Raw genomic sequence first — 26,120 nt, forward strand, 5'->3', positions numbered from 1 at the left:
CTTTATGATTTGCAGACTGGCTTTTCAGACAGTCATTTAAATATCCCGCCCCGCCTGGCCGTCCGTTCCCCTGTTGTGGAAAAACGGGCGCTCAGGCGGAAACATGACAGTCGCCACAATCGAGACGCTACCTTCAGATTGTGCTGAGCACCCCGCCATCGACACGCACAGACGCCCCGGTAGTGGCGGAAGCCTGTGGGGACGACAGATAAACCACCATGTTCGCCACTTCCTCCACCGTTGCCGCACGGCGGATGATGGATGTGGGCCGATGCGTCATGACGAATTCAGCCGCAACTTCCTCCAGTGGCCTGCCGGTCTTTTCCTGTTCGGGTTTCAGCATATCCGCCAGCCCTTCGGACAGCGTCGGCCCCGGCAGCACGGAATTCACCGTAACCCCCGTTCCCGCCATCCGTTCCGCCAGTCCACGCGCCACCGAAAGCTGCGCTGTCTTGCTGAAACCATAATGGATCATTTCGACCGGGATGTTCAGCGCGGATTCCGAGGACACAAAGACAATCCGCCCCCAGTTCCGTTCCTTCATGCCCGGCAGATAGGCACGCGACAGCCGCACGCCGGACATGACGTTGACCTCGAAAAACCGGCTCCAGTCCGCGTCTGGCGTATCAAAAAAATCCTTCGGTTCAAAAATCCCCAGATTGTTGATCAGGATATCACACGATGGGTACGCGGCCACCAGCGCCGCACACCCCGCTGCCGTGCCCAGATCGCCCGTGAACCCTTCGGCCTTTCCCGCGCCAAGGCCGGACAGGTCCCGCACCGCCCTGTCCACCGCAGGTGCCTTTCGCCCGTTCACCACCACCCGCGCCCCGCTGGTGACCAGTCCCTTTGCAATGGCCATCCCGATGCCGCCGGTTGATCCCGTTACAATGGCCGTGCGGCCCGTCAGGTCAATGTGCATGGTCCCTACCTCCTGCAATATCTGAAAACGGGGCACATCGTACACCAGACATTGCCCCGCACAACCGACCCGGAGGCCGTGATGGGACATGAACGGACCGGCAGCGCATCCCGCACCGCCAGCTGGCGTCCCGTATTGTTCAAACCCGCGTGATGATGACGCAGGCATCATATCCGTCACACTGCTTTTCCTCCTTGGCCATGCCCGGAAACCACGCAGTGAGTGTGCCCCTGCCCTGTTCCCGGCACGCATTGACAATATACCAATGGATATAGTCACGATGGGGAGAGCGTTCCCGCGACGGGTCGCGCCAGCCGGGATCATCCCATAGCCTAGCAACCCGTTTGTGCGTTCAGACAACGCAAACCTTCGTCCGTTATGGAAAACATGACCCACGAAGCAGCCACAAAGGACACTGACGACATGACCAGTCCCTATCGCACCATCAATCCGGCCACCGGAAAGACGGAAAAGGTCTTTGACCTTCATGACGACAAGACAATGCTGGCGAAACTGTCCACCGCCCACCAGTTCTGGGAAAGCGACTGGCGGCACCGTTCCATCGCACAGCGCAAGGCGATCATGCTCAAGGCTGCGGAAATCCTGCGCCGGGACAAGGAAAAGCATGGCCGCCTGATTTCCATGGAAATGGGCAAGATCCTGCCCGAAGCTATCGGGGAAATCGCACTTTCGGCCGATATCCTCACCTATTACGCGGAAAAGGCCGAAACCTTCCTTGCACCGCGCGAACTGCCGGTGTCGCAGGGCCATGCAACCGTCACCAGCGAACCGCTGGGCATCATCTATTGCGTGGAACCGTGGAACTTCCCCTATTACCAGCTCGCCCGCGTCGCGGCCCCCAACCTGATGGCGGGCAACGTCGTCATGGTCAAGCACGCGCCGAGCGTGCCACAATGCGCCGTGGCGTTTGAAGAGCTGTTCCGTGAAGCGGGCGCGCCCGAAGGTGCGTATACCAACCTGTTCATTACCAATGACCAGTCGGAAAAGCTGATCGAACGCCCCGAAGTGCGTGGTGTCGCCCTGACCGGCAGCGAACGCGCCGGCAGCGCCGTGGCGTCACAGGCCGGGCGTGCGCTGAAGAAAAGCACCATGGAACTGGGTGGGTCCGACGCCTTCATCGTGCTGGATGATGCCGATCTGGACAAGGCCGTGCCCATGGCCATTCGTGGGCGCATGTCCAATAACGGTCAGGTCTGCACTGCAGCCAAGCGGATGATCGTGCACAAGTCACTGGTCGATGAATTCACGTCGCGCCTGAAGGTGGCAGTGAATGAATTCCAGTACGGCGACCCGCTGGAACAGGGCGTCACCCACGGCCCGATGAGCAGCCAGGCCGCCATGGAACGGGCCGTGTCCCAGGTGGAAAAGGCCGTGTCCCACGGGGCGGAACTGGTTGCGGGAGGCAAGAAGATCGACCGCGAAGGCTTTTTCATGAAGGCCGCGATCCTGACCAGCGTCACCAAGGACAACCCCATTTTCTATGAGGAAATCTTTGGCCCCGTCGCCATCATCTATTCTGTCGGCAGCGATGACGAAGCCATTGCCATGGCCAATGATTCGCCATACGGACTGGGTGGATCCATCCAGACCAGCGATGTGGAACGTGGCCGTCGCGTCGCGGCACGGATTGATACGGGCATGGTGTTCATCAACAACATTACCGGCTCGGCACCCGACCTGCCCTTTGGCGGGATCAAGAACTCCGGCTATGGTCGTGAACTTTCGGAATTCGGCATTGAGGAATTCCTGAACCGCAAACTGGTCCATACCCCCTGATCCAGCCCTGCCGGATTGCGCCCCCTGTCGTATGATGGGGGGCGTTTTTTATATGCAGCCCATTGGATCACGCCACGACGACGCATGCGCTCTGGCGCGGTATCATGCTCCGACTGGTCAGACCAAACCCGCAATGGATACCTTGCGAAGGGAAAGCATAGGAAACGGAATCTCCAGTTCATGTCATAAAAAAGACCAGAATATGTGCCACAGAAAATAAAGTATCTGTTTGTAACAAATATGCGTTTTTTTGTTTCAAATGAGACATAAAATGTGTCAGCGATTATAAACTGTATTAATTTTTTATTTTTGCGTGTCAAAATCATTTGCATGCGTATTGTCTATATCATCAACAGCCTGAATGGCGGAGGCGCCGAACGTCCGCTGCCCGATATCGTGGCGCAAATGCGCGCACGCGGCCACGATGTCCATGTCCTCGCTCTGGCGCGAAAGGCTGGCAATGCGGTTGCCTGGCTGAAAGACGCCGGGATTGTCCATGACATCCTCTCCCCACGTCCCGAAAAATTTGCCTCTTTGCGCACGACGCTTGCCGCCGTGCGTCGTCACGCACCCGACCTGATCTGGACATCCCTGACACGCGCGACCCTGTACGGGCAGATGGCGGGCATCGTGCTGCGCAGGCCCGTGGTAAGCTGGCAGCACAATGCCTATCTTCGTCCATGGAATCGACGCATCCTGCATGCCACGCACAGGCTGACGGATCTGTGGGTGGCGGATTCCCGCTTTGTCGCAAAATGCACGGCACGACAGCTGAATGTGCCGGAACGCGATGTAATTACATGGCCCCTGTTCACCGCACAGGCCCACATGCCACAGGCCGCGCCATGGGCCGGACCGGGTGACGGACGCGGGGTGTTCCGCCTGGGTACGCTGGGCCGACTGGAAGCCCAGAAAAATTACGGGCTGCTGATCCAGACCATGGCCTGTCTGCGTGATCATGCGCCGCACTGCCGCATCCACCTGGATATCGGTGGCGAAGGCTCCCTCGCCCCGCAGTTACAGGAGCAGATCACGACACTTGGGCTGGATAATATAACACTGTCGGGCTTTCAGGCCGACCCGTTCGCATATTGCGCCGGGCTGCATGGCTATGTGCAGCCATCGCTGTTCGAAGGGCTGTGCATCGCCCTGCATGAAGCGATGCAGGCGGGCGTGCCATCCATCGTCACGCCCGTGGGTGCCATGGCGGACGTTGTGACGGATGGGGAAACCGGTCTGTTCCTTGATCCTCCGACGCCGGAACGCCTCGCCAGCCTGCTGCTGCGGCTGTACGACAACCCCGCGCTGTGCGCCCGGATGGGGGCCGCTGCCCGGCAGCAGGTCCTGTCTTCGTATAACCTGAATGCGATAACGGCTCAGGCCCGGGCAGTCATGGAACGGGCGGAACAGCTGGTCGCCACGCAGGCTGGTGCCGTGCGGGCCGGTACCAGCCCCCTTACCCCCATCAGGTAATCAGGGTACCACATCCCCTTATCCCTTCAGGTGGAATACGACCGGCAGCGTAAGATGCGTGCCTTCCAGCGTGCCACCATCAGAAGTGCAATGAACATTGCGCGCGGCGGCAACGGCCGTGCTGTCCAGATCGTCGTAACCGGTACTGCTGCGCAGGTTCGCCTGCACCACCTGTCCCTGTCCGCCAATAACCAGATCCACCAGCGCGCTGCCTTCTTCATGCATATGCCGGGCCATGGGGGGATAACGCCATGCGGGTGGCGTACAATGCAATGCGGAGGCAGGCCGTGCAGCCGTTGCAGCCTGTTGCGCATGCCCGGATGCCGTCGTGGCGTGGGCGGTATCGGTCCGGGCCCCGGACGGGGGTGCAGGCGGCGCGACAGATTCTGCATGCGTGGCCGTTGCGTGGGCGGATGCCCGCGGCGGTGATACGGGCGTGCTGACGGGGGGATGCCGCATGACTGGCATTTCCTGCTTGCCCCCCACACGGGGTGTGGGCTGTGGCTGTGGCTGTGGCTGTGGCTGTGGCTGTGGCTGTGGCTGTGGCTGTGGCTGTGGCTGTGGCTGTGGCTGTGGCGTAGCCGGTCCGGGGGGCGTTGCAACCTCCGGCCGGTCAAAAAAGACCTGAATGGCATTTTTTTCGCTGGGTGATGCAGGCACGCCCTGGTGCCCCGGCAGCAGCCATGCCCCGATCACGCCGTGTCCCAGCACCGCCAGCAGCACCGCCCACCCGGCCGCCATGCGCGCCCAGCGCCCACGCGCCCGTGCACCGTCGGGGACAAGCAGCCGGGCTGCTGTTCTGTCTTGCTGTTGCGGCACGGTTCCATCCATTGTAGCCGGTACGGCGGCCTGCGTTCCATTTGACAAACAGGAACGCACCCACGAGAACATAAATCTGTTACCGCCTTATCTTACAACCACAAAGAGCCTGTTCAATCATGGGCCATGCCCGCCACCCCTTCCTGCATGACATGCCTGTGATCCGCTGGGTCATGGTGCTGTGCGCGTGCATGGGGCTGTGGGGACAGTTGCTGATTGAAAGCCGCAGCATGCCGGGGGAACTGCCCCGGACCACCATCATGCGGCTGACGGGGATCGATATCGCGCCCCCGGGACATACGGCCACCACGGTCCATAGGCCCGCCCATCATCATGCCATGATGGATGGCATGCCTGCCGGTCCGCACGACATGGCGGCCCATCCGGGCCATGACCATGCCGAAGGCTGCCCGCTGTGCCCGCTTCTGCACCTGCCCGCCCTTGCGCTGACACTCCTGCCCTTCCTGCCGCTGCCATCCCTGGCATGGCGGCAGGCCCGGCATGAGCCGCGACAGCCCCGCGCGCCCCCATCCTCTCCACTCGGCTTGCCGCCGTCACGGGGGCCACCTTCCGTTTCCTGAACCCATGCGCTGTCGCATGCCCGACCGGGTGTGCGCATTCCCGTTCCCTGTTCAGGACATGAAAAGTGACTTCCATAAAAAGAACGGCCGCGTCCATTGCCGCGGCTGCTGGCGGCTACATGCTGGCTGCCGGCCTGTACCCCGTCATGGCGCAGGCCGAAACCACCGTAACCCTACCCGGCCTGTCGATCGAGGACACGGCCGAAAACACCCCCATGGGTGACCGCCTGCTATCGGCCAGTTCCCCATCGCAGGCGTCCCGCACGGCAGCCAGCCTGAGCAGCCCTGATACCGCCAGCCTGTTTCGCAACCAGCCCGGCGTCAGCACCTATTCCGCAGGCGGGCTTGCGTCCCTGCCGGTCATCAACGGCATGGCCGATGACCGCGTGGCGACCGTGGTCGATGGCGTGCGCATTGCCTCAGGCTGCCCCAACCACATGAATCCCGCCCTGTCCTTCATCGACCCCGACAGCGTGGACACGGCCACCGCCATTGCCGGGATCACCCCCGTCAGCATGGGGGGCGACAGTACCGGCGGCACGATTGATGTGGAACGCAAGGACCCGCAATTCGCGCGCCATGGCAAAATACTGGTCACCGGGCATGTCACCGGCACCTATCGCAGCAATGGTGGCGGCTATGGCGCATCGGGCAGCCTGACGGTGGCCAATGACATGTTCAGCCTGCGCTACAACGCATCCTACAGCCAGGCAGGCGATTACAATGGCGGAGGGGATGCGGGCGTGGTCCGCTCCACCAGCTATCTGACCTACAACCATGCCGTGACCTTTGGCATGCACAAGGACAACCACCTGTTCACCCTGACATTCGGGCAGCAGGACACCCCGCATGAAGGGTTCGCCAACCAGTACATGGACATGACCAACAACCGCTCCACCTTCGTGAACGGCAAGTATGTCGGCACCTTTGACTGGGGCGAACTGGAGGCGCGCGGCTACTGGCAGCGCGAGGACCATGCCATGGACTTCCTGCCCGACCGCGACAAGACCACCCACATGCCCATGAACACCAACGCCCGCATGGCAGGCTACAGCATCAAGGCCACGATACCGCTGGCAGAAGGGCAGACCCTGCGGCTGGGCAGTTCGTTCGACCATTCCGGGCTGAATGACTGGTGGCCGCCTGTTGCCGGCAGCATGATGATGGGACCAGGCACCTATCACAGCATCAATGACGGCCATCGCGACCGACTGGGCCATTTTGTGGAATGGGAAGCGGCATGGACTCCGCGCGTGACCACGCTGCTGGGCTTCCGCAATGACCTGGTCATGATGAATACGGGGCCGGTATCCGGCTACTCATCAACCATGAACATGATGAACATGGCCAATATCAACGCGGCCAATGCGTTCAATGCCACCGACCGGGGCCGGACGGACGTGAACTTTGATGTCACGGCCATGGTCCGCTGGAAACCCCGCCGTGACCTTACGATCGAAGGCGGTTATGCGCGCAAGACCCGCTCGCCCAACCTGTACGAACGCTATGCCTGGGGGCGGTCGGCCATGGTCACCAGCATGATCAACTGGTTTGGTGACGGCAACGGCTATGTCGGCAATCCCGACCTGAAGCCTGAAGTCGCCAATACCGCCTCCATCACCGCCGACTGGCATGACCCGAACGGCGACAGGTGGGACCTGAAGGTCCAGCCTTACTACACCTATACCCACAATTACGTGAACGCACAGCGCCTGGCATCGGCCGGGCAGTTCTACACGCTGGGATTCGTCAACCATAATGCCCAGAGCTACGGCATAAACGGTTCGGGCAATTACCGCCTGTGGCAGAACACCCGTTTTGGTCGTGGGGAAATCGTGGCCAACATCAACTGGGTGCGCGGGCAGGACCTGACCAATGGCGCGGGGCTGTACCATCAGATGCCGACCAATGGCAGCGTATCGCTGAACGAACGGTGGAAGAACTGGAGCGGCCGGGTGGAAATGACCTTCGTGAAGGCCAAGGACAGCGTGGACTGGGTCCGCAACGAACCCCGCACGCCCGGCTATGCCCTGCTGGGACTGGGGGGACAGTACCACTGGCGCTACATGACGCTGGATGCCAGCATCGACAACGTGCTGAACCAGAAATACGAACTGCCGCTGGGTGGATGGTCGCTGGCCGATAACGCGGCAACCGGCGTGCTACGTGCGCTGCCGGGCATGGGCCGGTCATTCAATGTCAGCCTGACCGCCAACTTCTGACCAGATAAAAAAACAGAAAGTTTCCAGACGCCGCCTTTTTCTAAAAAAGGCGGCGTTCCCTGAAGCTTTTTGAAAAAAGATTCACCGAAAACCTCTTTAAATTTACAGGGGCTATGTTCCCTTTTCAGGCACCGGCGCCGGGGACGCATCTCCTGCCGCCGCTCCTGCCGGCCTGCGTCCCGGCGCCATACGGCGGAACCATGCCACGACCGGACGCAGGCAGACACCCAGCATGATAAGACCCGCCACGACGGCTGCTGCCGCCGCCCCTTCCAGATGCCACGCCATGGTCATGCCATAGACCAGCGGCAGGTAGGTCAGGGTGACGATGATCCGCCCTTTCAGCACCTGCGACACCTGCCCGATCACGGTCAGCAGCGGCTCCAGCGGCACGACCCCAAGCCCCAGTATCGCACTTCCCAGCATAAGCATGATCAGCGAACGCCCACCATGCCAGTGGACATGCAGCATCCATGTCAGCAGGATATTGCCCACCGCCATCGCCACCCCCATCAGCAGGATGGAAAACCCGCCGATCATCAGGAACAGCTTGATCGTCACGCGTTTGATGCCATACCAGTCCTGTTCTTCACGCAGGCGGATGAATTCGGGGTACAGCGCGGGCATCATAAGCTGTGCCGGCTTGGCGATCCCTTCGCCAATCTGGCGGGAGACGCGATAGACCGCCGCATCGGCCGGGCCAAGGATCCCCCCCACCAGCAACGTGCCGAACTGGTTGAAAACCGACCCCAGCAGATGGTTGCAACTGGTGGACAGGGTAAAGCGCCATATGCCCGGCGCATCACCCGCCTTCAGCGGGGCAAACAGGCTGAAACGCTGCGTGGCGCCCGTATGGCGCAGTTGCAGCCACCCCAGCATGGTGCTGCTTATGAACATGACCAGCTGTGTCACGCTCCATACCAGCAGATAGTAATCCAGCCCCATGTGATACATGAACCCGATGCCCGACCCCACGGTGCGCACCAGCGCGCCGGACAGGTCGGTCAGCATGGTCAGCCAGAAGGAATTGCACAGCCGGAACACCCCGGCCGACCAGCTGGTGTTCATGAATGCGATGGTCAGCATATAGGCAAAGGCCGCCCCCTGATCCGCCGCCGGCCACCCCATATAGGCACCGAACAGTGCGACCCCCAGCGTACCCACCAGCCACCCGACGCCGCCGCTTATGTAATCGGCACGGATGCAGAAAGCCAGCACACGCGAAAACTGTGCCTGGCGGCCATTGGTAAACGGTTCGGTGCCGTAATGCAGCAATGGCTGCCACGACAGCAGGTGCGTGGCCTGCGATACGGCGGCCCCGAACGTCGTAACCAGCATCAGCACACCGAACTGCGACAGCCCCAGCGCCCGCACCGCCCATGCGATATAGACAAAACTGCAGATCGCATTTGTCGCCCGCCCGGCAATCAGGAAACCGGTATTGCCGAAAATGCGCTTGAGTGCATCCCGTTCAGAAGTGGACATGGGTGATCACACGTACAAAAACCCGCGCACGGGATGGCCCCGGACACGTGCCCTCGGAACAACAGGCGAAAACGATAGCGCAGGCTCCCCTAACTGAATACGGACGAGGAAGGAGGCCGGCAGACTGGCCCCTGCCACCGTTCATCCGTGTATCCCACGGCGGGCACTGTAATGCGCCACGCCTGCCGGGGCTAGTCCCCGCCATGCACGTATTGCAACCGGGATGCAACTGGGGAGGCCGCCAACGCCCATCCCGCAATCATGCACAGCCATCCCGCCGTGGGCTGTGTCAGTAATGAGCTGGTGGACGCCATGGGCCAGAAAACCAGTGTCACGACAACCGCCAGCATCAGCCGCTGCGGGTCGCGTGTGGGGGCGACATCCTTCCATATGGTCACCAGCAGGCAGGCAACCAGTGCAATAAACAGCCCCATGGCAGGCAGTCCCCCCATGGTTCCCATCAGCAGGTAATAGTTGTGCGGATGCAGGTTGCAGCCGGTCGCACCGCCATGCGGCCCTTCCGCCACACCCAGCCACGGCAGGCCGTGAAAATACACCGGATCGGGACAGGCATGGCGAAACCCGTCAAACCCCAGCCCGAACCACGGGTGCTGCTGGATCATCACGCCCGCGCGGATGAACAGCATGCCATACGGGCTGTCGGCAAAGGCATGCATGTGCGCGATGAAGTTCACGACCAGCTTGTGATACGCCTGCGGCGCCAGCACCGGCGACAGCGCCACACTACCCGCCCCCAGCAGCCCCACGGCCACCAGTCCGCCCCGCAGGCGCGGCACCAGCACACCGACAATGCCCATTCCCCCCAGCATGAGGAACAGCGGCATGCGCTGCGCCACCAGCACCATGGTCAGCACCAGTCCCAGCAGCATGGCCGCCGCCATGACCCGCCCCCGCGCGCCTTCACGCTGCGACAGCCGTATGGCGGCGGGAAACAGTCCCGGCAACGCCGTCATGAACAGCCCCGATCCCGCGCGCGGCGCCCATAACGGCCCCAGCAGCGCGCCATCCGCCCACCGGCCGTAACCCCATATGTTGTGCCCCCATATGTATTGCTGCCAGCATCCCGCAACCAGCCATATGGCAACGCTCCCATACACCCGCGCCAGCACGGCACGTATGCGCGCAGCGGGCAGTATCCACACCTGCAGGGCGGCGATGAACAGGAAATATCGCCCGAAGCACACGGCCTGCGCGCGCCCATGACCATCCCCCATGACCATGGAGGAAAGGATGATCTGTCCCCATAGCAATCCCGCCACGATCACCCAGGGCTGCCGCAACCAGTTCCCGTGCCGGGTTACAATGCTATGGGCCCCGAACAGCACCGCCACCACCGTCACCACGATTTCAGCAGGTGCCAGCGCATACAGCAGCAGCACCGGCATGGGGACGACAAGGCCGGTTGCAATCCGCCACATCCACTGTTCAGTCTGCTGCTTCAACCTGTGTTCTCCCTGTTCACGCCCCTGCTGGCGGGATGTATCGCAAGATGGGTCGAAGGCAAAACCGTAGCGGGCCTTTCCCGACATGCCGTATCAACGGAATCCTGATAAAGCGCGGGCATATTGTATTTGTAAAACCGGAAAAAGATCCGCATCCTTGCCACCGGCATATCAAAACACGGGAGACGGCATATGGAAGACGAAGACGGCATCGTAACCGAACGGAAGGTTCTGGTGCACGAGATCCGCGCCGACCTCGAACGTCTGTCCGAAACAGTGGACAACGCACAGACGGTGACCGCTGACATCCGCGCCACCATCGCCATGGTGGCCGACAAGATGGATGCGCTGTCCGACCTGATGCGTTAGGGGCTGCCTGCATTCAACATAACCGGATCGTAGCGCACGAGATGGACAGACCCCATGAATGCAAGGAACGTTCTTTTACATCGCAAAGCAATCCTGAAGGCATATGCGGAAGACTGCATGCAACAGGCCTGAATTTGAAACTTCCTGTAAATTTCAAATACGTTTTGGATGAAGCTTTTTTCAGGAAGCTTCACCAGACGCCAGTTTTTTGAAAAAGCGGCCCCCATAAAACCTTTATTACTTTTCAGCAAAGTATCATTTTTAACACCCCCTTAAAAATTTCCTTATTCCCCTGATACAAAATGATATTTTCCAGACACGTATCTGATACGCATAACAGTTAAGAATTCCTCTCATCTGGAGGAAGACAGACATGATAAAGAAAATCGTCTTTCTGGCGCTGGCCATACCGGGTGCCGCAGTGGTCAGTTATCCGACAATCACCAATGCGCATCGGGTCGTTGGCCCAGCTTCCCTTTTCGATCAACCGGAATCCGTAAGATCGTATGGATTCGCGCCAGATGGGAACACCGCAGCATTACCAGAAACTGTCTGCAACAGGTCCTGCAACCCGTCACGATCGTCTGGAAAAAAATTCTTTCTGACAGGTAATAGGTTGAAAAAAAGGTAAAACGATCGCTGGTAGCGCCATATGCCGCAGATAAACATATTTTGAAATATATTCCGCCCCATATCGGCCTTTTATTCTTAACAAAAATTTCATAATCTTGACCTGAAATTATATAAAATATTCAGGCAGATATATTGTGGGAACCAGTAATACCTTTTTCAATACTTCATTAAACGCTTTTTTTATGTTGGTTGCGCCTGTCTCCCTCCCCACCATGGCAATGGCGACAACAATTTCAGGAAACGACAACTTTACCTTAACATCCGGAGAAAGTGTGGTTGCGGATGACGACAAGGGTATTTCCCTGAAAAAACCAGACAATCTGTCTGTCACGGTCGATCAGGGCGCGAGCATCACCTCCTCCGATGACGCAATCCATGCCGGAAGCGCCACTAAGGGAACGGTATCCATTACCAATAGCGGCACCATTGAAAGCACTACTGATGGACAGGCCATTGATCTGAACGACATTACGGGTACGTCCAACAGAACAACCATCACGAATACCGCAAGTGGCGTCATAAAAGCGGATAATGATGATGGCATCCGCCCGGGTACAAACGCCACGGTTGTCAATTCCGGGACCATCTATGCCGATGGGGCCGTCGGGGACAAGCATGACGGGATTGATTTTCAGGAAGCCCCCACCGGCACGGTCATCAATCAGAGTGGCGGCCTGATTTCCGGTGAACGCCATGGCATCACGACAGGTGGCTATGTCGATGTCTATAATGCTGCGGGCGCTACGATCATTGGGCGGAACGGGTCAGGCGTCGGGTCGGATGGCACCGGCAAGGTCGTAAATTATGGCACGATCATAGGCGGCTATAATGGATCCGGTACCGGAGATGGCGATGGGGTCGATATTGATGGTGCTGCGTATATTGACAACTGGGGCACCATCCGTGCTGAAGGCGCTGCCGGCGTAGATGCACAAAACCAGACAAACATATCCGAAGGCCTCGCCTTAACCGGTGGCGGCACGGTCATTAATGAAAAAGGCGCACTGATCACGTCCGTCCAGAGTGGGATAACCATGTGCTGCTCTGACAGTCCATTTACTTTCCATAACTATGGCACAGTCCACGGAGACAATATTGGGGTCGGTGTCAGCGGTCAAACTTCCATATATAATTATGGTGCCATAACGGGTGGATATGCCGCCCTGGCAAGCTGGATTATTGGGCCATCGACCACATCATTATATAATTACGGAACCATATCCGGCGGGACCGATGCCATCCTGAACTTTTCCGATTACAATACGTCCATTTACATGGCAAGCGGATCCCGGATTATTGGTGATATAGAAAATTATGGAAATATAAATTTCAGTGTTGATTCAACCTATAATATGGACAACCACATTATAGGCAATGGCGACATTATCAAATCAGGCAGCGGCGATCTGGTCCTGACGGCCAATAATGGCAGTTCCTTTACCGGCGCTACCGATATTCAGGCAGGCACCCTGACGGTTGATGGCTCCATCGCCTCTTCCACGGTAACGGCCCAGTCGAACACAATGCTGGATGGTAATGGCACGGTCGGAAGCGTAATAGTTAAGGACAACGCCACCCTGATGGCAGGTACCCCCGCCAAGGCAGGCACCCTCAAGGTAAATGGCAGCCTGCAGCAGCAGGCCGGGTCGTCCTATATCGTGAATGGCGGGCATGTATCCGTAAGCGGACAGGCACAGATCGGATCGAACACGCAGTTGGTCATGGCATCCACTGCGGGCATAGCCAATGGTTTCCGCAAATCAGATGAAGCCGGGATATACCGGGTCCTGACCGCGTCACAGGGACTGAGCGGGACTTATACCACACTGGTTGGCAATACGCAGATATCCGCTTTCGATGTCGTGACAGAAGGTTCGGACGCAAACGACGTATATCTGCGCCTGGAGCAGGTCCGTTCCTTTGCCGATGTTGCCCACACCCGTAACGAAAGTGCCGTGGCACATGCTCTGGACAGCATGACAGCGGGCGCGATGAAGGATGATGTCGGCCTTGTCGGAAATAGTGCTCAGGCCCGGCAGGCATTCAATGCGACATCTGGTGAAATCCATGCGTCCGCCCGCACGGAACTGATCCAGGACAGTTTTTATGTGCGCAATGCCGCCATTGACCGCCTGCGCGGGGCTGCATGCGATCCTGGTGCGGGCACCCAGTCCACCGCGACCATGAAAGGCCGCCGCACCGATGGCACCTGCCAGTCCGAAGGTGCGGCAATGTGGGGTGAAGCCTATGGTGGCTGGGGCCATAATGCGGGCGATGACAATGCCGGTTCCATGCACCACAGTGTCGGCGGCTTCGTGCTGGGGGCGGATACGTCCGTATTTAGCACATGGCGCATTGGTGGGCTGGTCAGTTATGGCCACTCCGGCTTTGAGGTCGGCAGTCGCTCATCTTCAGGCCACAGCAACAATGTGTCGGTTGGCGGCTATGCCGGGACGCATTGGGGACGCCTGGCCCTGCGACTGGGCGCAACATATTCATGGGATATGCTGGGCATCAACCGTCAGGTCATGTTCGCGGGTTATTCAGGGCGTGAAAACAGCAGCTATCTGGGGGGCACCGCCCAGGGTTTTGGTGACCTTGGCTACCGCTTCGACGTCGGGCATGTGGCATTGGAACCGTTTGGAAATGTTGCCTATGTCAACCTGCATACAGATGGCTTCAATGAACATGGTGGTAAAGCCGCGCTGGTCGGTCGGGGAATGGATACGGGCACGACCTATTCGACTTTTGGTTTACGCATGTCGTCCAATATACAAATGGGTTCCCTGCTTCTAATGCCGAATGCCAGCCTGGCTTACCGCCACACCTTTGGGCACCTGACACCAGCGACACAGGAATATTTCGCACGTGGCGATGGCCCGGCGTTTGATGTGGCAGGCGTTCACCTGTCGGAAAATACCGCCGTGCTGGACGCTGGTCTGAAGGCAAGAATGACCAACCGGGTCAATATTGGCGTGTCCTATATCGGTCAGTATGGTGAACGTTCCACCGATAGTGGTATTCGTGGAAAATTCGATCTGAAGTTCTGACTTCCCTGTATACGGACTGAGGCTGCCCTTATGTTGCCCTGCATGAGGTATGCAGGCGCAACAACCAGCCTCAACCTGCCCCATGACATGAAGACGGTTTATATTGAGTATCGTACAAACCCGCCATCCCTCGCGTCTGTTCCGGCGTGACGCATAACAGGAAATCAGCAGCCCGGAGACCTTAAGGACCGGGATGCATACCAACCTGTCCAGAACAGCCATCCATCCGACGGCCACAATTACAAAGAGTTATGTACGTGACTATTTAGAATTTCTTCTTCTTTTTCACACATGCATTACCGACAGGCGATCCGATCCGGGTGCGAAACAGCGGCGCAACGGATCAATTCCCATGAGTTCTGTATGACATCAGTCTTCATAGCTGACCCAAATCCGTCAAATCAGAAATACAATCCTATGTACCTTACCCCTCAGCCGGGAATTGACCAGAACGTGTAAACTTGGCGCGATGCAGGAAACGAACCTATATGGCACCATAACCCGCTTCAACAGCGCATGAACGGGGTCAGGTGCTGCTGCCAGCAAAAAAAGACGATACTGTAACCATACAAAATGCAGCATTTTTTGTGCACGGTCACATCTAGACGGCGGCGGTCTTGAAAATCTCCGCCACTCTCCGATAAATTTCCAAAATCGTTTATTATCAATACGATGGCGTGCGTTCATATTCCGCATGTAACGCCCTGCTCCTGCCTTCCCGAACATCAGGTCGGCACAAAAACCGGCACAGCCATCGACGCGGATCACCAGCCAGATCGCGGGTGATCGCCGGAGATCACCCGGTATGGTTTTTCATTGAATATGATACCATATTTCAGTATCATCCGTTTATGAAAGCCAAGCACCGCCGCACCCTCGAACTGATCTTCAGGCGGCCTGTCTCCGGCAACGTGCCGTGGGGCGACATTGAAGCCCTGTTCATCTCACTGGGCGCCGAAGTGTCGCGGGAAGGATCACGCATTGGCGTGGTCCTGTTCGGGGAAATCAGGGTCTTTCACCGCCCCCACCCCAAGCCGGATACGAACAAGGGTGCTGTGGCATCAGTGCGGAAATGGCTGGAGCAGAACGGAGTAACGCCATGAACAACGTGATGGAGATTGGCGGCCACCGGGCCGTCATCCAGTTTGATCCGGAAATCGGCATGTTCCGGGGCGAATTCCTTGGCCTGAATGGCGGGGCGGACTTCTACGCAGACAGTGTGGAAGGGCTGCGCAGGGAAGGCGAGACCTCGCTCCGCGTGTTTCTGGAAATGTGCGAGGAAAAGGGGATCGCCCCTACCAAACGCTACTCCGGCAAGTTTCAGGTCCGCCTGTCACCAGATGTTCATGCCCGTGCCGCTGAGATTGCGGCCGCCCGTGGCGTGAGCCTGAACCGGCTTGTTCAGGATGCGTTGGAGCTTGTTGAGCGGTAAGATTCACTTATCAATCAGATCGTGAATTACTGGTGCTGTTTTGTAAGGGAGGCGAATGGCAAGGCCTGAACGGGTTCCTGCCGTTTTTTCACCTGACACACATTATGTGTTTATCTTGTGCATAAGAGCTTTAATGCACACTACATATTGTGCTTTCCTCTTCCAATATTTTGAAGGTACGGCTATCCAGATTTCAGACAAAAAGAAAGGGGCTAGGATTCGTGGTCCTGCCCCTCTCTGCTCCGCAAGCGAATTGGCCGCCTGCGGAATGCTCTCTTGTGTAGCATGGGCCATATGGCCCGTACAAGATGCAGGGTCAAGGCGGCTTACATTAAAACTGTAGGTTACAAATTGACCAACTTCAGCAATGCTTCGCTATATGAGCAGGCAATCCGCTCCCAGCAGCGGCTATATGTTCGATATCATGGGTCAGATCGTATAATTGAACCGCATACCTTCGGCAGATGTCGTAACGGCAATGAATTGTTGCGCGCTTGGCAGGTCTCAGGTGGTAGCCGTTCTGGCATACCAACGGGCTGGAAGCTGTTCAACGTAGACGAAATAAATACTGCACAACCGACAGGTGAAACATTCCCCATTCCCCAGCCTGGGTATAAACGTGGTGATACAGCCATGCGCGTAATCTACGCGCAATTGTAAATCCACCACAGTTGCAACGGCCCGGTTCAAATGCCGGTCCGTTGTAGACTGCACAGTCAGACCAATGCTTCATTATGCTCTCTTTCTGATTCTCTTTCCTCAAAAGAAGATCCTATGCGGCCTCCACCAGATCACGGCGCGGAAGGCCCAAGATTATCGCGCACGTAACGCTGGTGGTCCCAACGCTCCACAAAATAGATCACCCACGCCAGCGCGGACTGTACCACGATGATGCCAAGAGCCGCCCAGATCATTCCATCCGTCCCTGCCGCCAGCAGTCGCGCGCGAACGCGATGAGCAGATAGCTCACCGCGCAGGCCGCCCCCAGCACGAAGCCGAGGGCCAATCCGGAATAGAAGTTCACGACGCCTGAATGGCCGCGTTATCGGCCTTGCACTTGGCGTAGATCGCTTCGATGTCGGCTGCGGTCGGGCCGGTGCTGCTCTTGGTCTGCTCGACCGCCTGCACGATGGTGGTCCATGCTTCGGGCCCGTATTTCTCGATCAGGCCGATGACGGTGGTGGCGCCGCTTACGATGGCGCTGATTTCCGCTGTATCCATATCAGTTGCTCCCCGTGGTCGTGGTCGCCTGCGCGTCGGCCAGCGCGGATTGCAGTCCGGCCAGCGCGCTTTCGGCAGTGGAAACGGTGGTGGTGGTCAGGCTGTCTCCCGCGGTGATGGCGTTATCCAGCGCGGTCAGCGGGGTCATGGCGGCGGCGGATGCCGTCTTGATCTCGGCCTTGACCGTGGCGTTCACATTGCCGCTGGCCAGATAGGCTTCGGCACCAGTGGCGGCCACGTGGTAGGCGCTCATGGTATCGTATGCAGCCTTCTGCAGGTTCACCTGCCTGTCGGATGCACAGGCCCCGAGGGTGGCCAGCGAGAGGACGGCGGCGCAGGCCGCCAGGCGGGATCGTTTGATCATGTCGGTTCCTTATGGCCAGATCACGGCTGGCGTGTAGGCGGACCACGTGTTCTCTGCCGTGCAGACGTAGATGCCGCCGGATGCGAAAATGATGGTGCCGGGCACCCCGGGCGCACTGTCGGACGCGGGCGCGGCCCCGATGGTGATGGTCAGGTTTCCCGCGCCATCAACTCCGGCTGCGCTTGTTTCGATCATGCGCTGCGCATCAAGGCGCGTCGGGTATTTGCCGGGATCGAAAGGTCGACTGCGCCTGATGGGGTTAGGCGTTCCCATTGGTCGCCTGCTCCGGCCGGCCTTTTTTGTTCAGGACCGGGATACCGGCCGAAGCCACGGCCTGCTTGGCGGCAGGCTTGTCCGCCACCGGCACGCGCACGCCCGATTGCCCCGGTTTGAAGTGGTTTTCCGCCCAGCCGATGTTCAGGCCGATGGTGGTGATGACCTGCCAGGCCACCGCCCACCGGCTGCCTGCGTGCGGCGGCGGCACCATCGCGGTGACTGCGCCACAGGCGATGATGAACAGGGCGACATAAAAGGCATACTGCTCCGGAACCTCGGTCAGCAGCAGCGCGATGACGGCCCCGAGACCGCCCAGTTTTGCAGTGGTGTTCATGCACCATCTCCATGCAGGCCGATCCGGTAGAAATCGTGATGGCCGATTGTCTTGATGAAAAACCGGGGCAGCGCCCACATCGGGACCGGGCTGCCGTGCCGGTAGTAGCTGTCCGCGCCGTCCGTCAGGTCCACCAGCGCTCCGGCCACCAGTTGCAGGGCCAGTTCGTGAGCCGTCCGGTATTGCGGGTCGGACTGGTTCAGGCTGGCTATCTTCCCGGCGTTGGGATCATCCGCATTCCAGCAGGAGAACTGCCACGGCGCGCGGCAGACGGATGTGATGTCGCGGCCCCACCAGCCGGGGTGCGCCGCCCGGTTGCCGATTACGTTCAGGACCGCCTGCATGCCGCACAGCCCTTCCCCCCTCGCCTCGCCCCATGCGGTGCGGGCTGCAGTGTCTATGGCGGTGGCGTCCAGCATCAGCCGAACACCCCGTGCCAGATGTGGCAGACGGCGCGCCATGCGGCGTCTCCGATCTGGCCCCAGCCCAGCAGCCCGGTAATCAGGACAGCCCAGAACATCATCCGCTTGTCGCGGGCCGCTTCCCGTTCCTCGATGCGTCCCAGCCGGGAGGACAGGTCGTTATCGCGATTGTCCTGCTTTTCCTGCAGGGCGCTGAAACGGTCGTTCATTTCACGGCGGGTCTCGGCGGCATTATCGTTGACCGCCTGCATCAGAAGCGCGTTCTGGTGCTTCATGTCATCGCGCAGATTGTCCTGCACGCCTTCGACGCGGGCGACACGTTCACGCACCACGGCGACTTCCTCGACCGTGGCATAACGGGGATCGGTCATCAGTGAGATACCGCCTCACCGGACACGCCCGTCCATGCGCTGCCGTTCCACAGCACCAGCACGCCAGCGCTTCCGCTGCCGATCCTGCAGTCAGAGCAGAAGGAAGGAATGCCAGTCTGCCCCGATGCGGGAAGTGCTGCATATGTGGTGGAAAGCGGGACGCCTATGCCCTGGGACCCCGGCGTCTGTGCGCCGAAGTCAAACAGGCCATGGTCCATGGGGGACGTGGGTGCTGCATGCGCCTGCACCGTGACAAGAAGGCTGGCGGCTGCCAGAAGGTGAGAGAAGCGCATGCCGTCCCCGAAAACTGAATGGTCAGGTTTTCGGGGTATGGGTGGTTTGTTAGTACGGTGTGGGATGGCAGGCGTTTTTATCCCTCACATACCGTGATCTCTCGGCACCGACGTAAAGCATAACTTGACACATTAAGCGTAAAGCAATACTTTACTCTCGATGGAAATCGAAAGCATCAGACACAAGGGATTGCACCGGTTTTTCGAGACAGGAAACCCGAAGGGAATCGTGGGAGATACTGCCCGCCTGCGCAAGATGCTGGCTTTTATCGATGCTGCGGCTTCGCTGGATGAACTTTCGGTTCCACCCAATTACGGCCTGCATGCCCTGTCAGGAGATCGGGCCGGCACATGGTCCATGACCATAACGCGCAACTGGCGGCTGACCTTCCGGGTCAATGACCAGGGCGCACTGGAAGATATGGATATGGAGGACTATCATGGCGCTTAAGATGCACCCGTCCCTCGCCGTAAACGTTGGGGACTGGATCAGAACTGAACTGGTTGAGCCCCACGGCCTGAAGATCAAGGAGCTGGCCGAACACTTCGGGGTATCACGGCAGGCGCTGAGCGCCCTGCTGAACGGTCGCGCCCACCTGTCCGCCGATATGGCGATCCGGTTTGAAAAGGCATTTGGCGTAAAGGCCGATACCCTGATGCGCATGCAGGTGGCATGGGACATGGCGCAGGCCCGCATCCATGAGGCGGACCTGCATGTGCGGTCTCTTGTCGCGGCGTAACAGTCCGGTCGCGTCCCCTCCCCGCACAGGCAAGGAAGGGAACATTCCACCTACCGGCCTAACTGTCGGGTTTGTTCCTGCTTGATCCGCTGCACGTCATTCCACATCTGCATGATGCCGTGCGCCGCAGCCCGCAGGCTACGTTCGCAGTTGTCGGCATTGGCCTTGTCCGGGTGGTGGTAGATGCGGGTGCAGACGGCCAGCGCCTTGCCCAGTTCACCGGCGACTTCGGTGGCGGACAGGGGCTGCGCATCTTCAAAGAAGTCGGGCTTTTGCGGCGTGAGATCGACCGCCTGCCCCATGTCTTCTGTCCGTATATACCGCCCCAGCACCTTCACCGCGAACAGCACCCGCTCGCCCAACGGGTTGACGGTCCAGACCAGCCCGGTACGTGTCCGCGCCAGACGTTCCCATTCCGCCGTGGGTTCCAGGCGGGCCACCACGATATTGCCCTTCTCATTGACGATCACGGCCTCGGTGCCCGGCGCAAGGTGGCAGTCATTCGCATCGAACAGAATCAGCTTGCCATCAAGCTGTATGGCCCCGCTCATGTTGGGATTGCTCCCGAACGATGCGCGAAAGGGCGCGGGGTTGCCTTCTGGGCCAGTCCGGCCGCCAGCGTGGTGTCATCGTCCGGCACGTCACCGATGATCGTCCTGATCTTCGCCAGCCCCTTCTGCGTAATCATCGGCTGGCCCACGCCTTCGACATAGCCGGTACGCCTGACCTCGACGTTCTTGGACTCCATCAGCCCGGCCTTGATCTTGTCGGCATAGGCGCACTTGCGACCTGTGACGCTGTGGGTATAGAGCCAGCCGAGTTCGATCAGCCGGTTGACGAACTTCCGCTCCGGCCACCCGCACTGCTGGGCTGCGGAACGCAGGTTATGGACCCCTTCGAGTGATGCCAGTTTATCGAGGGCCGCCACTTTGGGTTCCAGTGCCCTCTTTTCCTCGACTAGCTTGTCACGCTCCTGTGCCAGGCGACCAGCTTCGAGAAGGGCTTCGGCGTAGGTCTTGGGGAGTGCCGGGGCCTGCTGGGCTTCCAGTTCCATCCATCGGCGGACCACCTTCAGGCGCAGGTCGGCGCGGTAGCCGAGGACGAGGTTGTAGGTCAGATCCTGCGGGAGGTTATAGCACTCACGCTCCTTGCCTTGAGCGTCTAGATAGGTCGATCCAAACTTGGATCGACCCTCTCCGACCTGTTCCAGCATAGCGCGAATGTCACGCATAACGTGCGCATGTTGCTTGGCCGTCAGTTCCGCGATCTCGCGGCTCGACATGGTGAGTGCGTTTCCTGTGGAAACTGCTATGGTCGGTATGCTAAAAGCCGTCATTCGTTGGGTTCCTTATTCAACGTGAGAAGCATCGGGGGATTGTTTGGCGACGTGCCCCGATGCTTTGTCTTCTTCCATTCGCAGTCTAATGAGAAAATTGATTTCTGCATTCATACTGCGCCGACTTTTAAAAGCTTGTGCCCTAATCCATTCATGAGATGGCGGATCAAGCCTTATCTGAAGAGGCTTTTTTTCTTCCGTACGAAACGAAGACACTTTCCTATCCTTAGTCATTCAACGGGGCTATTCCCGTTTCTGACTAATGCCATTTTGGGGTTATGGCGTCAATGCTTATTTGGCATTATGTTCCTTGATTGTGTCCTCTATCCGTGCGTAATGGACTTCACTGCGCCAACCATAAAGCAACTCTTCCCATTCAAATATTCTATGAATTGACACAATATCGTTTATATTTAAATTAAAAATATTCCAGTCTTCATTCATTCCATTACATCCAAATGAAATAACATCCTTATTTACTCCCAAAAACCTTCCACACATTGCATCAATATTACTTGTGAAAATAATCATTGGCCTTCTGAAAGATTTACACAAATCGCCGAAATATGGATCAATTAATAAATTAATGTCTTTCATGTAGTATAAAATGTCCCCAGACAGCCACCTCTCCGACAACGAGTCTGAAGGCATCAAGAAGGCTGTAACATTCTTCGGAACAGACAGATCCTCATCCAATAACCCTGGAGGACAAGAAACTTTCATTGAAGTATTATCCAAAATAACAAATGAATTCGTTTTTTGTGACTTTATGGTTGATTTTACATCAATAAGAATTTTATTTTTATTATTCGTCTCCTGCAGTATATTAATATCGTTCCCTGCCAATAAATCGTTTATACTGACATCAAGGGCTTTTGATATTTTTTCAATATACTCAACAGTTAACCTTCTTTGCCCTTTTTCGAGCCGATCTATTTGAGACTGAGAAACACCGAGAACATTCGCCAATTTAGCTTGAGACAAGCCGCGAATCTCTCTCATTTCACGTATATAATTTTTCTTTGCCATGACCCATTATGCCGTACTGGCATATCAGCCGTCCAACACCATATTGGCATTATAATTAAAACGTCTTTCTTCCTTTCCTGTCCCACACTACAGGCATTTTGTTCCCCCCTTGTTCGCTACCACGTTCCAGTTATCCATCCGACCCCTTCGCCACAATGCCTGCCTCATTTCCCGCTATAATGGCCTGACGACCGGGCTGCTTGAAGGAAGTTGAACGAATGATGCATCATACCCGATCGACGCAGAACGCCAGAAACATCACGATATAATTCGTGAGGTTGCAACCAATATGCCATCAAACCATATCTACCTTGAATGAGAATAAAGGAATAATTTCCTATTTTCTTGTTCATATTGGTTCTTAGATGTAAAATTCACACCTAGGGTGTATCCTCAGACGCATGAATGGCGTTGTATGCGAAAACAGTTTTGCACGGGTGCATTCATGCGCGACGGGCAAGACCGACAGAGCTTGGGTTTGGACGTGAGAGCGTATCCCGAGCTTTTCGTGTCGAAAGAGTTTTGTGGAGGCATTTAGTCAGGGAGGTCATGTGATGCCTAATCATAATGTTGCGGCGATCGCTAACGAGTTCCTCAAACGCGCACGCAGAGATGAGTGTGGACTGACAAATATGCAACTCCAGAAGCTTCCATATATTGCTCATGGATGGGGACTCGTGGCGTTAGATGCGCCGTTAATTGAACAGCAGCCACAAACTTGGCCATACGGTCCGGTTTATCCAGACCTGTATCAAGATTTGAAAAGATATGGTGCTGGCTCAGTGACTGCCCTAATTCGAGAAAACAACTCTTCTCCATTCAAGGAAGAACGAGGGGATGTGATTTCTGGGTGTTTGACACGAGCAGAGTCTAAACTCCTAGATACAGTATGGAAGAAATATGGAAGTTTATCTGGAAGCGCTTTATCTAGGATCACGCATCTTCCCGACACTCCGTGGTCTCAAGTAATGAAAACAGATGGCCCATTTTCGACAATAAATAACGAAGTTATAAAAAAACATTACAAATATTTAAAAAATAAAAATATAGAAAAAGAAAAGTCTTGATTCTTTATGTCCACAACTCAGGATCAACCTGACCTTTCTTTTATAGGCCCAGCAGCAGAATTATCAGAAGATAGCGAAACTGCCTCCCCTCCGGGAGGTAGTTCTGCGGGTGATGAAAAGAATCCTGATAAAGACAATGGCAATGTGGCCGATTTTGTTACTGCCTTTGCCAGACAATTAGAGGCCGAAGCTCGAGAGGCCGCAATTGCAGACAGCAAAGCAAAACGAGAAAGAGAAAAAGAGCGACTTCTTGATGAGTTGAAATCATCAAGACAAGACAGAAAAATAAAAAGAAAATTTAGTGATGATGTATTGAGTTATCTTTGGTGGTTTTCTTTCTGTTGCTTAGCAATAATTTTCCTTCAAGGTTTTTCTCCAAAAGTAGATCTTCATTATCATAGCGATCATTTTTGGAATATCGAGCTAAGATCGAGTGGTTTCCATATTGGAAATACGCCGCTGACAACATTGATCGGCAGTACGGCAGCAAGTGCTATTGGACTGGTTGCAATAGTCCTAACCGGCCTTTTCAAAGTTAAAAAAGATGAAGGAAAGAGAAAGGATAGCGACAAAAAAACCTGAAACCAAGATTGAGCAGACTGATAGAATAGCAGGACTGCACACCGCCCATATCCAGCACCCTCGAAGACGTAGAACGCCTGGCAAAAGCTCTTCAATCTGCATCACCTGCATAGGCCATGTAGTAGTCAGACGACTGCCACAAAGCGCCAGCCCGGTGTTGATTCCGTAATATCAGAAGATTACGCAATGCCCGCCGAGCAGGCGCATTTCCGGGCGTTGGCGCGGAAGCATCTGGAAAGGCTGCTCTAAAATTTAGCGGCAGGCGGCCTTCCGGATTTCACGCAAATTGTATCTACAATTAAATTGATCTTATGCTCTTTATCGTATATACAATCTGAATGAGATACGATTGGGACGAAGCCAAGCGCCAGAGCAATATCGAAAAGCATGGCGTGGACTTTGTTACCGCTGAGGATTTCGAATGGGATGTAGCACTGGTGTTTGCCAGTCGCAGTTCCAGCGAACCTCGGCTCTGTGCCGTCGCGCCAATCAATCTCCGCCTTCATGTGCTGGTGTTCAGCATTGAAACGCGTGTTGTCCGCATTATCAGCCTGCGCAAGGCAAACAAACGGGAGGCAACGCTCTATGCCGCGCAAACCTGAATTCATCATGCCGACCGATGAAGAAGATGCCCGGATCAACCGGGGCATTGCATCAGACCTCGATAGCCCCGAACTGACCGCGGCAGATTTCCACAATGCCCGGCCTGCCCGGTCTGCTGTGCCAGAACTGGCCTCTGTCAGCAGGGTACGTGGGCCACAGAAAGCACCGACCAAAAAGCTGGTTTCCATGCGTCTGGATCCGGACCTTGTAGAGCGCCTGAAAGCTGACGGTCCCGGATGGCAGCGGCGTGCGAATGACATGCTTCGGCAGGCTGTGGGGTTGTGAGTAATGGCAAGGATGACATTAAGTCGGCGGGAGTCGGATGGGGCAGCGGAGTAGCCACATCCCCCTTCTCCTGCACAACCAATGATGCCATCCTCATCATGACGCGCCGTGACACGGTGTAATTCTCCCAGCCGTAGGACGGTTTTCGGGCCGGATCGCCATGCAGGGTTCCCGGGAGGCCCTGCCGGTGCGTCACTCTCTCCTTAAAGATTTCCTTATCTGCCAGATACAAAATGAGATTATCCAGACACGCACCGGATACGTGCGCCAGTTAAGACTCCCTCTCATCTAAAGGGAGGCCAGCATGATAAAGAAAATAGTCTTTCTGGCGCTGGCACTGCTAACGGCGGCAGTGGTCAGCTATCCAACAATCACCAATGCACATCGGGCCGTTCAGCCAGCTTCCCTTTTTGACCAGCGGTGAGGTGCGTTGACCCGCCTCCTGCCGGTAATGAAGGATTAATCTCCATCATTAGAGATATAAGATGCCATTTTATAAATCGCTGCACCATTTCATACAGAACTCGCACAGGAATTTTGATATCACCACCGCACATGCACCGGGTCATGAAGCCCCGGATGCCGGTATTTACCGATGCACAGGGTGCGGACGCGAGATTGGTCTGGCAAAGGGTCACGCTTTACCACAGCAGAACCACCATCAGCACGCACTGCGGGATGGCCCTATCAGGTGGCAGCTTGTGGCAGCGGCGATTGAGAAGGGTTCTCCTTAGAATAATCAATGATCCGTCTGACTGACAGGGGCGGATCATAAAACCCGGCATTCGGAAAATGCCGCCACATGACCGGGGCGAGATCAGCAACGGCGCGCGCCACTATAACCAGTTTCCCGGACTCAATATTGCTTCCCATGAAGTCACAGACAGCTTTGACATCGGGGTCCATTTCGACAACCAGTTTATCCATAATGTCCTCCACGTGATTACTCTA

At 56.9% G+C, this 26,120-nt stretch carries 30 protein-coding genes; 14 read left to right on the top strand and 16 right to left on the bottom strand.

What is annotated here, in order from left to right; translation table 11 throughout:
- Positions 1-133 precede the first annotated feature (133 nt).
- Positions 134-922 carry an SDR family NAD(P)-dependent oxidoreductase gene (locus tag MSKU9_RS06265; protein ID WP_141260478.1) on the bottom strand — a complete coding sequence of 263 codons (789 nt, stop codon included), beginning with the start codon at positions 920-922 and terminating at the stop codon, positions 134-136.
- Between the two features lie 387 nt (positions 923-1,309).
- Between MSKU9_RS06265 and MSKU9_RS06270 the strand changes: the two genes are divergently transcribed.
- Together MSKU9_RS06270 and MSKU9_RS06275 are read left to right on the top strand one after the other, a co-directional pair.
- Entirely contained in the window at positions 1,310-2,719 is a 1,410-nt protein-coding gene (locus MSKU9_RS06270; protein ID WP_141260479.1) for an NAD-dependent succinate-semialdehyde dehydrogenase, read from the top strand.
- Positions 2,720-3,049: 330 nt separating this feature from the next.
- Positions 3,050-4,192, top strand: a complete 1,143-nt coding sequence (locus MSKU9_RS06275; RefSeq protein WP_141260480.1) for a glycosyltransferase family 4 protein — start codon at positions 3,050-3,052, stop codon at positions 4,190-4,192.
- Positions 4,193-4,210: 18 nt separating this feature from the next.
- Here MSKU9_RS06275 and MSKU9_RS06280 read toward each other — a convergent pair whose 3' ends face one another.
- The gene (locus MSKU9_RS06280; protein WP_141260753.1) at positions 4,211-5,023 is read right to left on the bottom strand and encodes a TonB family protein; all 813 of its coding nucleotides are present in this window, start codon (positions 5,021-5,023) and stop codon (positions 4,211-4,213) included.
- Between the two features lie 107 nt (positions 5,024-5,130).
- Here MSKU9_RS06280 and MSKU9_RS06285 point away from each other — a divergent pair, with 107 nt between their 5' ends.
- Positions 5,131-5,592 carry a DUF2946 family protein gene (locus MSKU9_RS06285; protein WP_193557646.1) on the top strand — a complete coding sequence of 154 codons (462 nt, stop codon included), beginning with the start codon at positions 5,131-5,133 and terminating at the stop codon, positions 5,590-5,592.
- A 119-nt stretch (positions 5,593-5,711) separates the two neighbouring features.
- A complete protein-coding gene (locus MSKU9_RS06290; RefSeq protein ID WP_227000875.1) occupies positions 5,712-7,814 on the top strand; it encodes a TonB-dependent receptor in 2,103 nt (700 codons plus the stop codon).
- A 111-nt stretch (positions 7,815-7,925) separates the two neighbouring features.
- On the opposite strand, the gene MSKU9_RS06295 is transcribed toward MSKU9_RS06290, so the two are convergent.
- Positions 7,926-9,299, bottom strand: a complete 1,374-nt coding sequence (locus tag MSKU9_RS06295) for a lipopolysaccharide biosynthesis protein (RefSeq protein ID WP_141260482.1) — start codon at positions 9,297-9,299, stop codon at positions 7,926-7,928.
- Between the two features lie 191 nt (positions 9,300-9,490).
- Positions 9,491-10,849, bottom strand: coding sequence for an O-antigen ligase family protein (locus MSKU9_RS06300; protein ID WP_227002395.1), 1,359 nt, complete (start codon positions 10,847-10,849; stop codon positions 9,491-9,493).
- Between the two features lie 105 nt (positions 10,850-10,954).
- Between MSKU9_RS06300 and MSKU9_RS18220 the strand changes: the two genes are divergently transcribed.
- From MSKU9_RS18220 to MSKU9_RS06320, 4 genes are all read left to right on the top strand, one after another.
- Positions 10,955-11,131, top strand: a complete 177-nt coding sequence (locus MSKU9_RS18220) for a hypothetical protein (protein ID WP_162851926.1) — start codon at positions 10,955-10,957, stop codon at positions 11,129-11,131.
- Positions 11,132-12,036: 905 nt separating this feature from the next.
- Positions 12,037-14,814 carry an autotransporter outer membrane beta-barrel domain-containing protein gene (locus MSKU9_RS06310; RefSeq protein ID WP_162515727.1) on the top strand — a complete coding sequence of 926 codons (2,778 nt, stop codon included), beginning with the start codon at positions 12,037-12,039 and terminating at the stop codon, positions 14,812-14,814.
- An 851-nt stretch (positions 14,815-15,665) separates the two neighbouring features.
- Positions 15,666-15,917 (top strand): type II toxin-antitoxin system HicA family toxin, encoded by a 252-nt coding sequence (locus MSKU9_RS06315; protein ID WP_141260485.1) that lies wholly within the window; start codon positions 15,666-15,668, stop codon positions 15,915-15,917.
- Complete coding sequence (locus tag MSKU9_RS06320) at positions 15,914-16,246, top strand: type II toxin-antitoxin system HicB family antitoxin (RefSeq protein ID WP_141260486.1); 333 nt, start codon at positions 15,914-15,916, stop codon at positions 16,244-16,246. The genes MSKU9_RS06315 and MSKU9_RS06320 overlap by 4 nt, the downstream gene beginning before the upstream one ends.
- A 791-nt stretch (positions 16,247-17,037) precedes the next feature.
- Here the strand turns inward: MSKU9_RS06320 and MSKU9_RS18760 are convergent.
- The 8 genes from MSKU9_RS18760 to MSKU9_RS06355 all read right to left on the bottom strand — a co-directional run bounded on the left by MSKU9_RS18760 (position 17,038) and on the right by MSKU9_RS06355 (position 19,527).
- Complete coding sequence (locus MSKU9_RS18760; RefSeq protein WP_264371841.1) at positions 17,038-17,160, bottom strand: hypothetical protein; 123 nt, start codon at positions 17,158-17,160, stop codon at positions 17,038-17,040.
- A gap of 106 nt (positions 17,161-17,266) precedes the next feature.
- Positions 17,267-17,467 carry a hypothetical protein gene (locus MSKU9_RS06325; protein ID WP_039733456.1) on the bottom strand — a complete coding sequence of 67 codons (201 nt, stop codon included), beginning with the start codon at positions 17,465-17,467 and terminating at the stop codon, positions 17,267-17,269.
- 1 nt (position 17,468) lies between these two features.
- The gene (locus MSKU9_RS06330) at positions 17,469-17,831 is read right to left on the bottom strand and encodes a hypothetical protein (RefSeq protein WP_141260487.1); all 363 of its coding nucleotides are present in this window, start codon (positions 17,829-17,831) and stop codon (positions 17,469-17,471) included.
- Between the two features lie 9 nt (positions 17,832-17,840).
- On the bottom strand, positions 17,841-18,104 hold the full coding sequence (locus tag MSKU9_RS06335) for a hypothetical protein (RefSeq protein WP_141260488.1): 264 nt from the start codon (positions 18,102-18,104) through the stop codon (positions 17,841-17,843).
- Positions 18,091-18,441, bottom strand: coding sequence for a hypothetical protein (locus MSKU9_RS06340; RefSeq protein ID WP_141260489.1), 351 nt, complete (start codon positions 18,439-18,441; stop codon positions 18,091-18,093). The genes MSKU9_RS06335 and MSKU9_RS06340 overlap by 14 nt, the downstream gene beginning before the upstream one ends.
- On the bottom strand, positions 18,438-18,902 hold the full coding sequence (locus MSKU9_RS06345) for a cell wall hydrolase (protein ID WP_227002396.1): 465 nt from the start codon (positions 18,900-18,902) through the stop codon (positions 18,438-18,440). The genes MSKU9_RS06340 and MSKU9_RS06345 overlap by 4 nt, the downstream gene beginning before the upstream one ends.
- Entirely contained in the window at positions 18,860-19,234 is a 375-nt protein-coding gene (locus MSKU9_RS06350) for a hypothetical protein (protein ID WP_039733460.1), read from the bottom strand. Before MSKU9_RS06350 ends, MSKU9_RS06345 begins: the two co-directional genes overlap by 43 nt.
- Positions 19,234-19,527 carry a hypothetical protein gene (locus tag MSKU9_RS06355; RefSeq protein ID WP_141260491.1) on the bottom strand — a complete coding sequence of 98 codons (294 nt, stop codon included), beginning with the start codon at positions 19,525-19,527 and terminating at the stop codon, positions 19,234-19,236. Before MSKU9_RS06355 ends, MSKU9_RS06350 begins: the two co-directional genes overlap by 1 nt.
- A 160-nt stretch (positions 19,528-19,687) precedes the next feature.
- Here MSKU9_RS06355 and MSKU9_RS06360 point away from each other — a divergent pair, with 160 nt between their 5' ends.
- Positions 19,688-19,978 (top strand): type II toxin-antitoxin system RelE/ParE family toxin, encoded by a 291-nt coding sequence (locus tag MSKU9_RS06360; RefSeq protein ID WP_118963051.1) that lies wholly within the window; start codon positions 19,688-19,690, stop codon positions 19,976-19,978.
- Complete coding sequence (locus MSKU9_RS06365) at positions 19,968-20,267, top strand: HigA family addiction module antitoxin (RefSeq protein ID WP_193557647.1); 300 nt, start codon at positions 19,968-19,970, stop codon at positions 20,265-20,267. The genes MSKU9_RS06360 and MSKU9_RS06365 overlap by 11 nt, the downstream gene beginning before the upstream one ends.
- A 50-nt stretch (positions 20,268-20,317) precedes the next feature.
- Here MSKU9_RS06365 and MSKU9_RS18540 read toward each other — a convergent pair whose 3' ends face one another.
- The 3 genes from MSKU9_RS18540 to MSKU9_RS06380 all read right to left on the bottom strand — a co-directional run bounded on the left by MSKU9_RS18540 (position 20,318) and on the right by MSKU9_RS06380 (position 22,632).
- On the bottom strand, positions 20,318-20,818 hold the full coding sequence (locus tag MSKU9_RS18540; RefSeq protein ID WP_227002397.1) for a hypothetical protein: 501 nt from the start codon (positions 20,816-20,818) through the stop codon (positions 20,318-20,320).
- The gene (locus MSKU9_RS06375; protein WP_141260492.1) at positions 20,815-21,549 is read right to left on the bottom strand and encodes a phage regulatory protein/antirepressor Ant; all 735 of its coding nucleotides are present in this window, start codon (positions 21,547-21,549) and stop codon (positions 20,815-20,817) included. The genes MSKU9_RS18540 and MSKU9_RS06375 overlap by 4 nt, the downstream gene beginning before the upstream one ends.
- A 345-nt stretch (positions 21,550-21,894) precedes the next feature.
- The gene (locus MSKU9_RS06380; protein WP_141260493.1) at positions 21,895-22,632 is read right to left on the bottom strand and encodes a helix-turn-helix domain-containing protein; all 738 of its coding nucleotides are present in this window, start codon (positions 22,630-22,632) and stop codon (positions 21,895-21,897) included.
- A 554-nt stretch (positions 22,633-23,186) separates the two neighbouring features.
- On the opposite strand from MSKU9_RS06380, the gene MSKU9_RS06385 reads away from it, so the two are divergent.
- The 4 genes from MSKU9_RS06385 (at position 23,187) to MSKU9_RS06400 (ending at position 25,169) form a co-directional block, all read left to right on the top strand.
- Positions 23,187-23,699, top strand: a complete 513-nt coding sequence (locus tag MSKU9_RS06385; RefSeq protein WP_082084873.1) for a Panacea domain-containing protein — start codon at positions 23,187-23,189, stop codon at positions 23,697-23,699.
- Between the two features lie 6 nt (positions 23,700-23,705).
- Positions 23,706-24,281: a hypothetical protein gene (locus MSKU9_RS06390; RefSeq protein ID WP_141260494.1), complete on the top strand. Its 576-nt coding sequence runs from the start codon at positions 23,706-23,708 to the stop codon at positions 24,279-24,281.
- Positions 24,282-24,619: 338 nt separating this feature from the next.
- Positions 24,620-24,883 (top strand): BrnT family toxin, encoded by a 264-nt coding sequence (locus tag MSKU9_RS06395; RefSeq protein WP_141260495.1) that lies wholly within the window; start codon positions 24,620-24,622, stop codon positions 24,881-24,883.
- Positions 24,867-25,169 (top strand): BrnA antitoxin family protein, encoded by a 303-nt coding sequence (locus MSKU9_RS06400; RefSeq protein ID WP_141260496.1) that lies wholly within the window; start codon positions 24,867-24,869, stop codon positions 25,167-25,169. The genes MSKU9_RS06395 and MSKU9_RS06400 overlap by 17 nt, the downstream gene beginning before the upstream one ends.
- A gap of 687 nt (positions 25,170-25,856) precedes the next feature.
- On the opposite strand, the gene MSKU9_RS06405 is transcribed toward MSKU9_RS06400, so the two are convergent.
- Entirely contained in the window at positions 25,857-26,096 is a 240-nt protein-coding gene (locus MSKU9_RS06405; RefSeq protein WP_141260497.1) for a hypothetical protein, read from the bottom strand.
- Positions 26,097-26,120 lie beyond the last annotated feature (24 nt).

Origin of the sequence: Komagataeibacter diospyri (assembly GCF_006538165.1) — a bacterium.
In the GTDB taxonomy this organism is placed as follows: domain Bacteria; phylum Pseudomonadota; class Alphaproteobacteria; order Acetobacterales; family Acetobacteraceae; genus Komagataeibacter; species Komagataeibacter diospyri.

Bases quoted from the DNA above. Each gene is read 5' to 3' on its own strand.
- MSKU9_RS06340 (WP_141260489.1), bottom strand. From the start codon at position 18,441: ATGAACACCACTGCAAAACTGGGCGGTCTCGGGGCCGTCATCGCGCTG.
- MSKU9_RS06330 (WP_141260487.1), bottom strand. From the start codon at position 17,831: ATGATCAAACGATCCCGCCTGGCGGCCTGCGCCGCCGTCCTCTCGCTG.
- MSKU9_RS06365 (WP_193557647.1), top strand. From the start codon at position 19,968: ATGGCGCTTAAGATGCACCCGTCCCTCGCCGTAAACGTTGGGGACTGG.
- MSKU9_RS06325 (WP_039733456.1), bottom strand. From the start codon at position 17,467: ATGGATACAGCGGAAATCAGCGCCATCGTAAGCGGCGCCACCACCGTC.
- MSKU9_RS06400 (WP_141260496.1), top strand. From the start codon at position 24,867: ATGCCGCGCAAACCTGAATTCATCATGCCGACCGATGAAGAAGATGCC.
- MSKU9_RS06265 (WP_141260478.1), bottom strand. From the start codon at position 922: ATGCACATTGACCTGACGGGCCGCACGGCCATTGTAACGGGATCAACC.
- MSKU9_RS06405 (WP_141260497.1), bottom strand. From the start codon at position 26,096: ATGGATAAACTGGTTGTCGAAATGGACCCCGATGTCAAAGCTGTCTGT.
- MSKU9_RS06350 (WP_039733460.1), bottom strand. From the start codon at position 19,234: ATGACCGATCCCCGTTATGCCACGGTCGAGGAAGTCGCCGTGGTGCGT.
- MSKU9_RS06320 (WP_141260486.1), top strand. From the start codon at position 15,914: ATGAACAACGTGATGGAGATTGGCGGCCACCGGGCCGTCATCCAGTTT.
- MSKU9_RS18540 (WP_227002397.1), bottom strand. From the start codon at position 20,818: ATGAGCGGGGCCATACAGCTTGATGGCAAGCTGATTCTGTTCGATGCG.
- MSKU9_RS06390 (WP_141260494.1), top strand. From the start codon at position 23,706: ATGTCCACAACTCAGGATCAACCTGACCTTTCTTTTATAGGCCCAGCA.
- MSKU9_RS06295 (WP_141260482.1), bottom strand. From the start codon at position 9,299: ATGTCCACTTCTGAACGGGATGCACTCAAGCGCATTTTCGGCAATACC.
- MSKU9_RS06355 (WP_141260491.1), bottom strand. From the start codon at position 19,527: ATGCGCTTCTCTCACCTTCTGGCAGCCGCCAGCCTTCTTGTCACGGTG.
- MSKU9_RS18760 (WP_264371841.1), bottom strand. From the start codon at position 17,160: ATGATCTGGGCGGCTCTTGGCATCATCGTGGTACAGTCCGCGCTGGCG.
- MSKU9_RS18220 (WP_162851926.1), top strand. From the start codon at position 10,955: ATGGAAGACGAAGACGGCATCGTAACCGAACGGAAGGTTCTGGTGCAC.
- MSKU9_RS06275 (WP_141260480.1), top strand. From the start codon at position 3,050: ATGCGTATTGTCTATATCATCAACAGCCTGAATGGCGGAGGCGCCGAA.
- MSKU9_RS06290 (WP_227000875.1), top strand. From the start codon at position 5,712: ATGCTGGCTGCCGGCCTGTACCCCGTCATGGCGCAGGCCGAAACCACC.
- MSKU9_RS06395 (WP_141260495.1), top strand. From the start codon at position 24,620: ATGAGATACGATTGGGACGAAGCCAAGCGCCAGAGCAATATCGAAAAG.
- MSKU9_RS06300 (WP_227002395.1), bottom strand. From the start codon at position 10,849: ATGTCGGGAAAGGCCCGCTACGGTTTTGCCTTCGACCCATCTTGCGAT.
- MSKU9_RS06385 (WP_082084873.1), top strand. From the start codon at position 23,187: ATGCCTAATCATAATGTTGCGGCGATCGCTAACGAGTTCCTCAAACGC.
- MSKU9_RS06380 (WP_141260493.1), bottom strand. From the start codon at position 22,632: ATGGCAAAGAAAAATTATATACGTGAAATGAGAGAGATTCGCGGCTTG.
- MSKU9_RS06335 (WP_141260488.1), bottom strand. From the start codon at position 18,104: ATGGGAACGCCTAACCCCATCAGGCGCAGTCGACCTTTCGATCCCGGC.
- MSKU9_RS06285 (WP_193557646.1), top strand. From the start codon at position 5,131: ATGGGCCATGCCCGCCACCCCTTCCTGCATGACATGCCTGTGATCCGC.
- MSKU9_RS06270 (WP_141260479.1), top strand. From the start codon at position 1,310: ATGACCCACGAAGCAGCCACAAAGGACACTGACGACATGACCAGTCCC.
- MSKU9_RS06345 (WP_227002396.1), bottom strand. From the start codon at position 18,902: ATGGCGCGCCGTCTGCCACATCTGGCACGGGGTGTTCGGCTGATGCTG.
- MSKU9_RS06375 (WP_141260492.1), bottom strand. From the start codon at position 21,549: ATGTCGAGCCGCGAGATCGCGGAACTGACGGCCAAGCAACATGCGCAC.
- MSKU9_RS06315 (WP_141260485.1), top strand. From the start codon at position 15,666: ATGAAAGCCAAGCACCGCCGCACCCTCGAACTGATCTTCAGGCGGCCT.
- MSKU9_RS06360 (WP_118963051.1), top strand. From the start codon at position 19,688: ATGGAAATCGAAAGCATCAGACACAAGGGATTGCACCGGTTTTTCGAG.
- MSKU9_RS06280 (WP_141260753.1), bottom strand. From the start codon at position 5,023: ATGGATGGAACCGTGCCGCAACAGCAAGACAGAACAGCAGCCCGGCTG.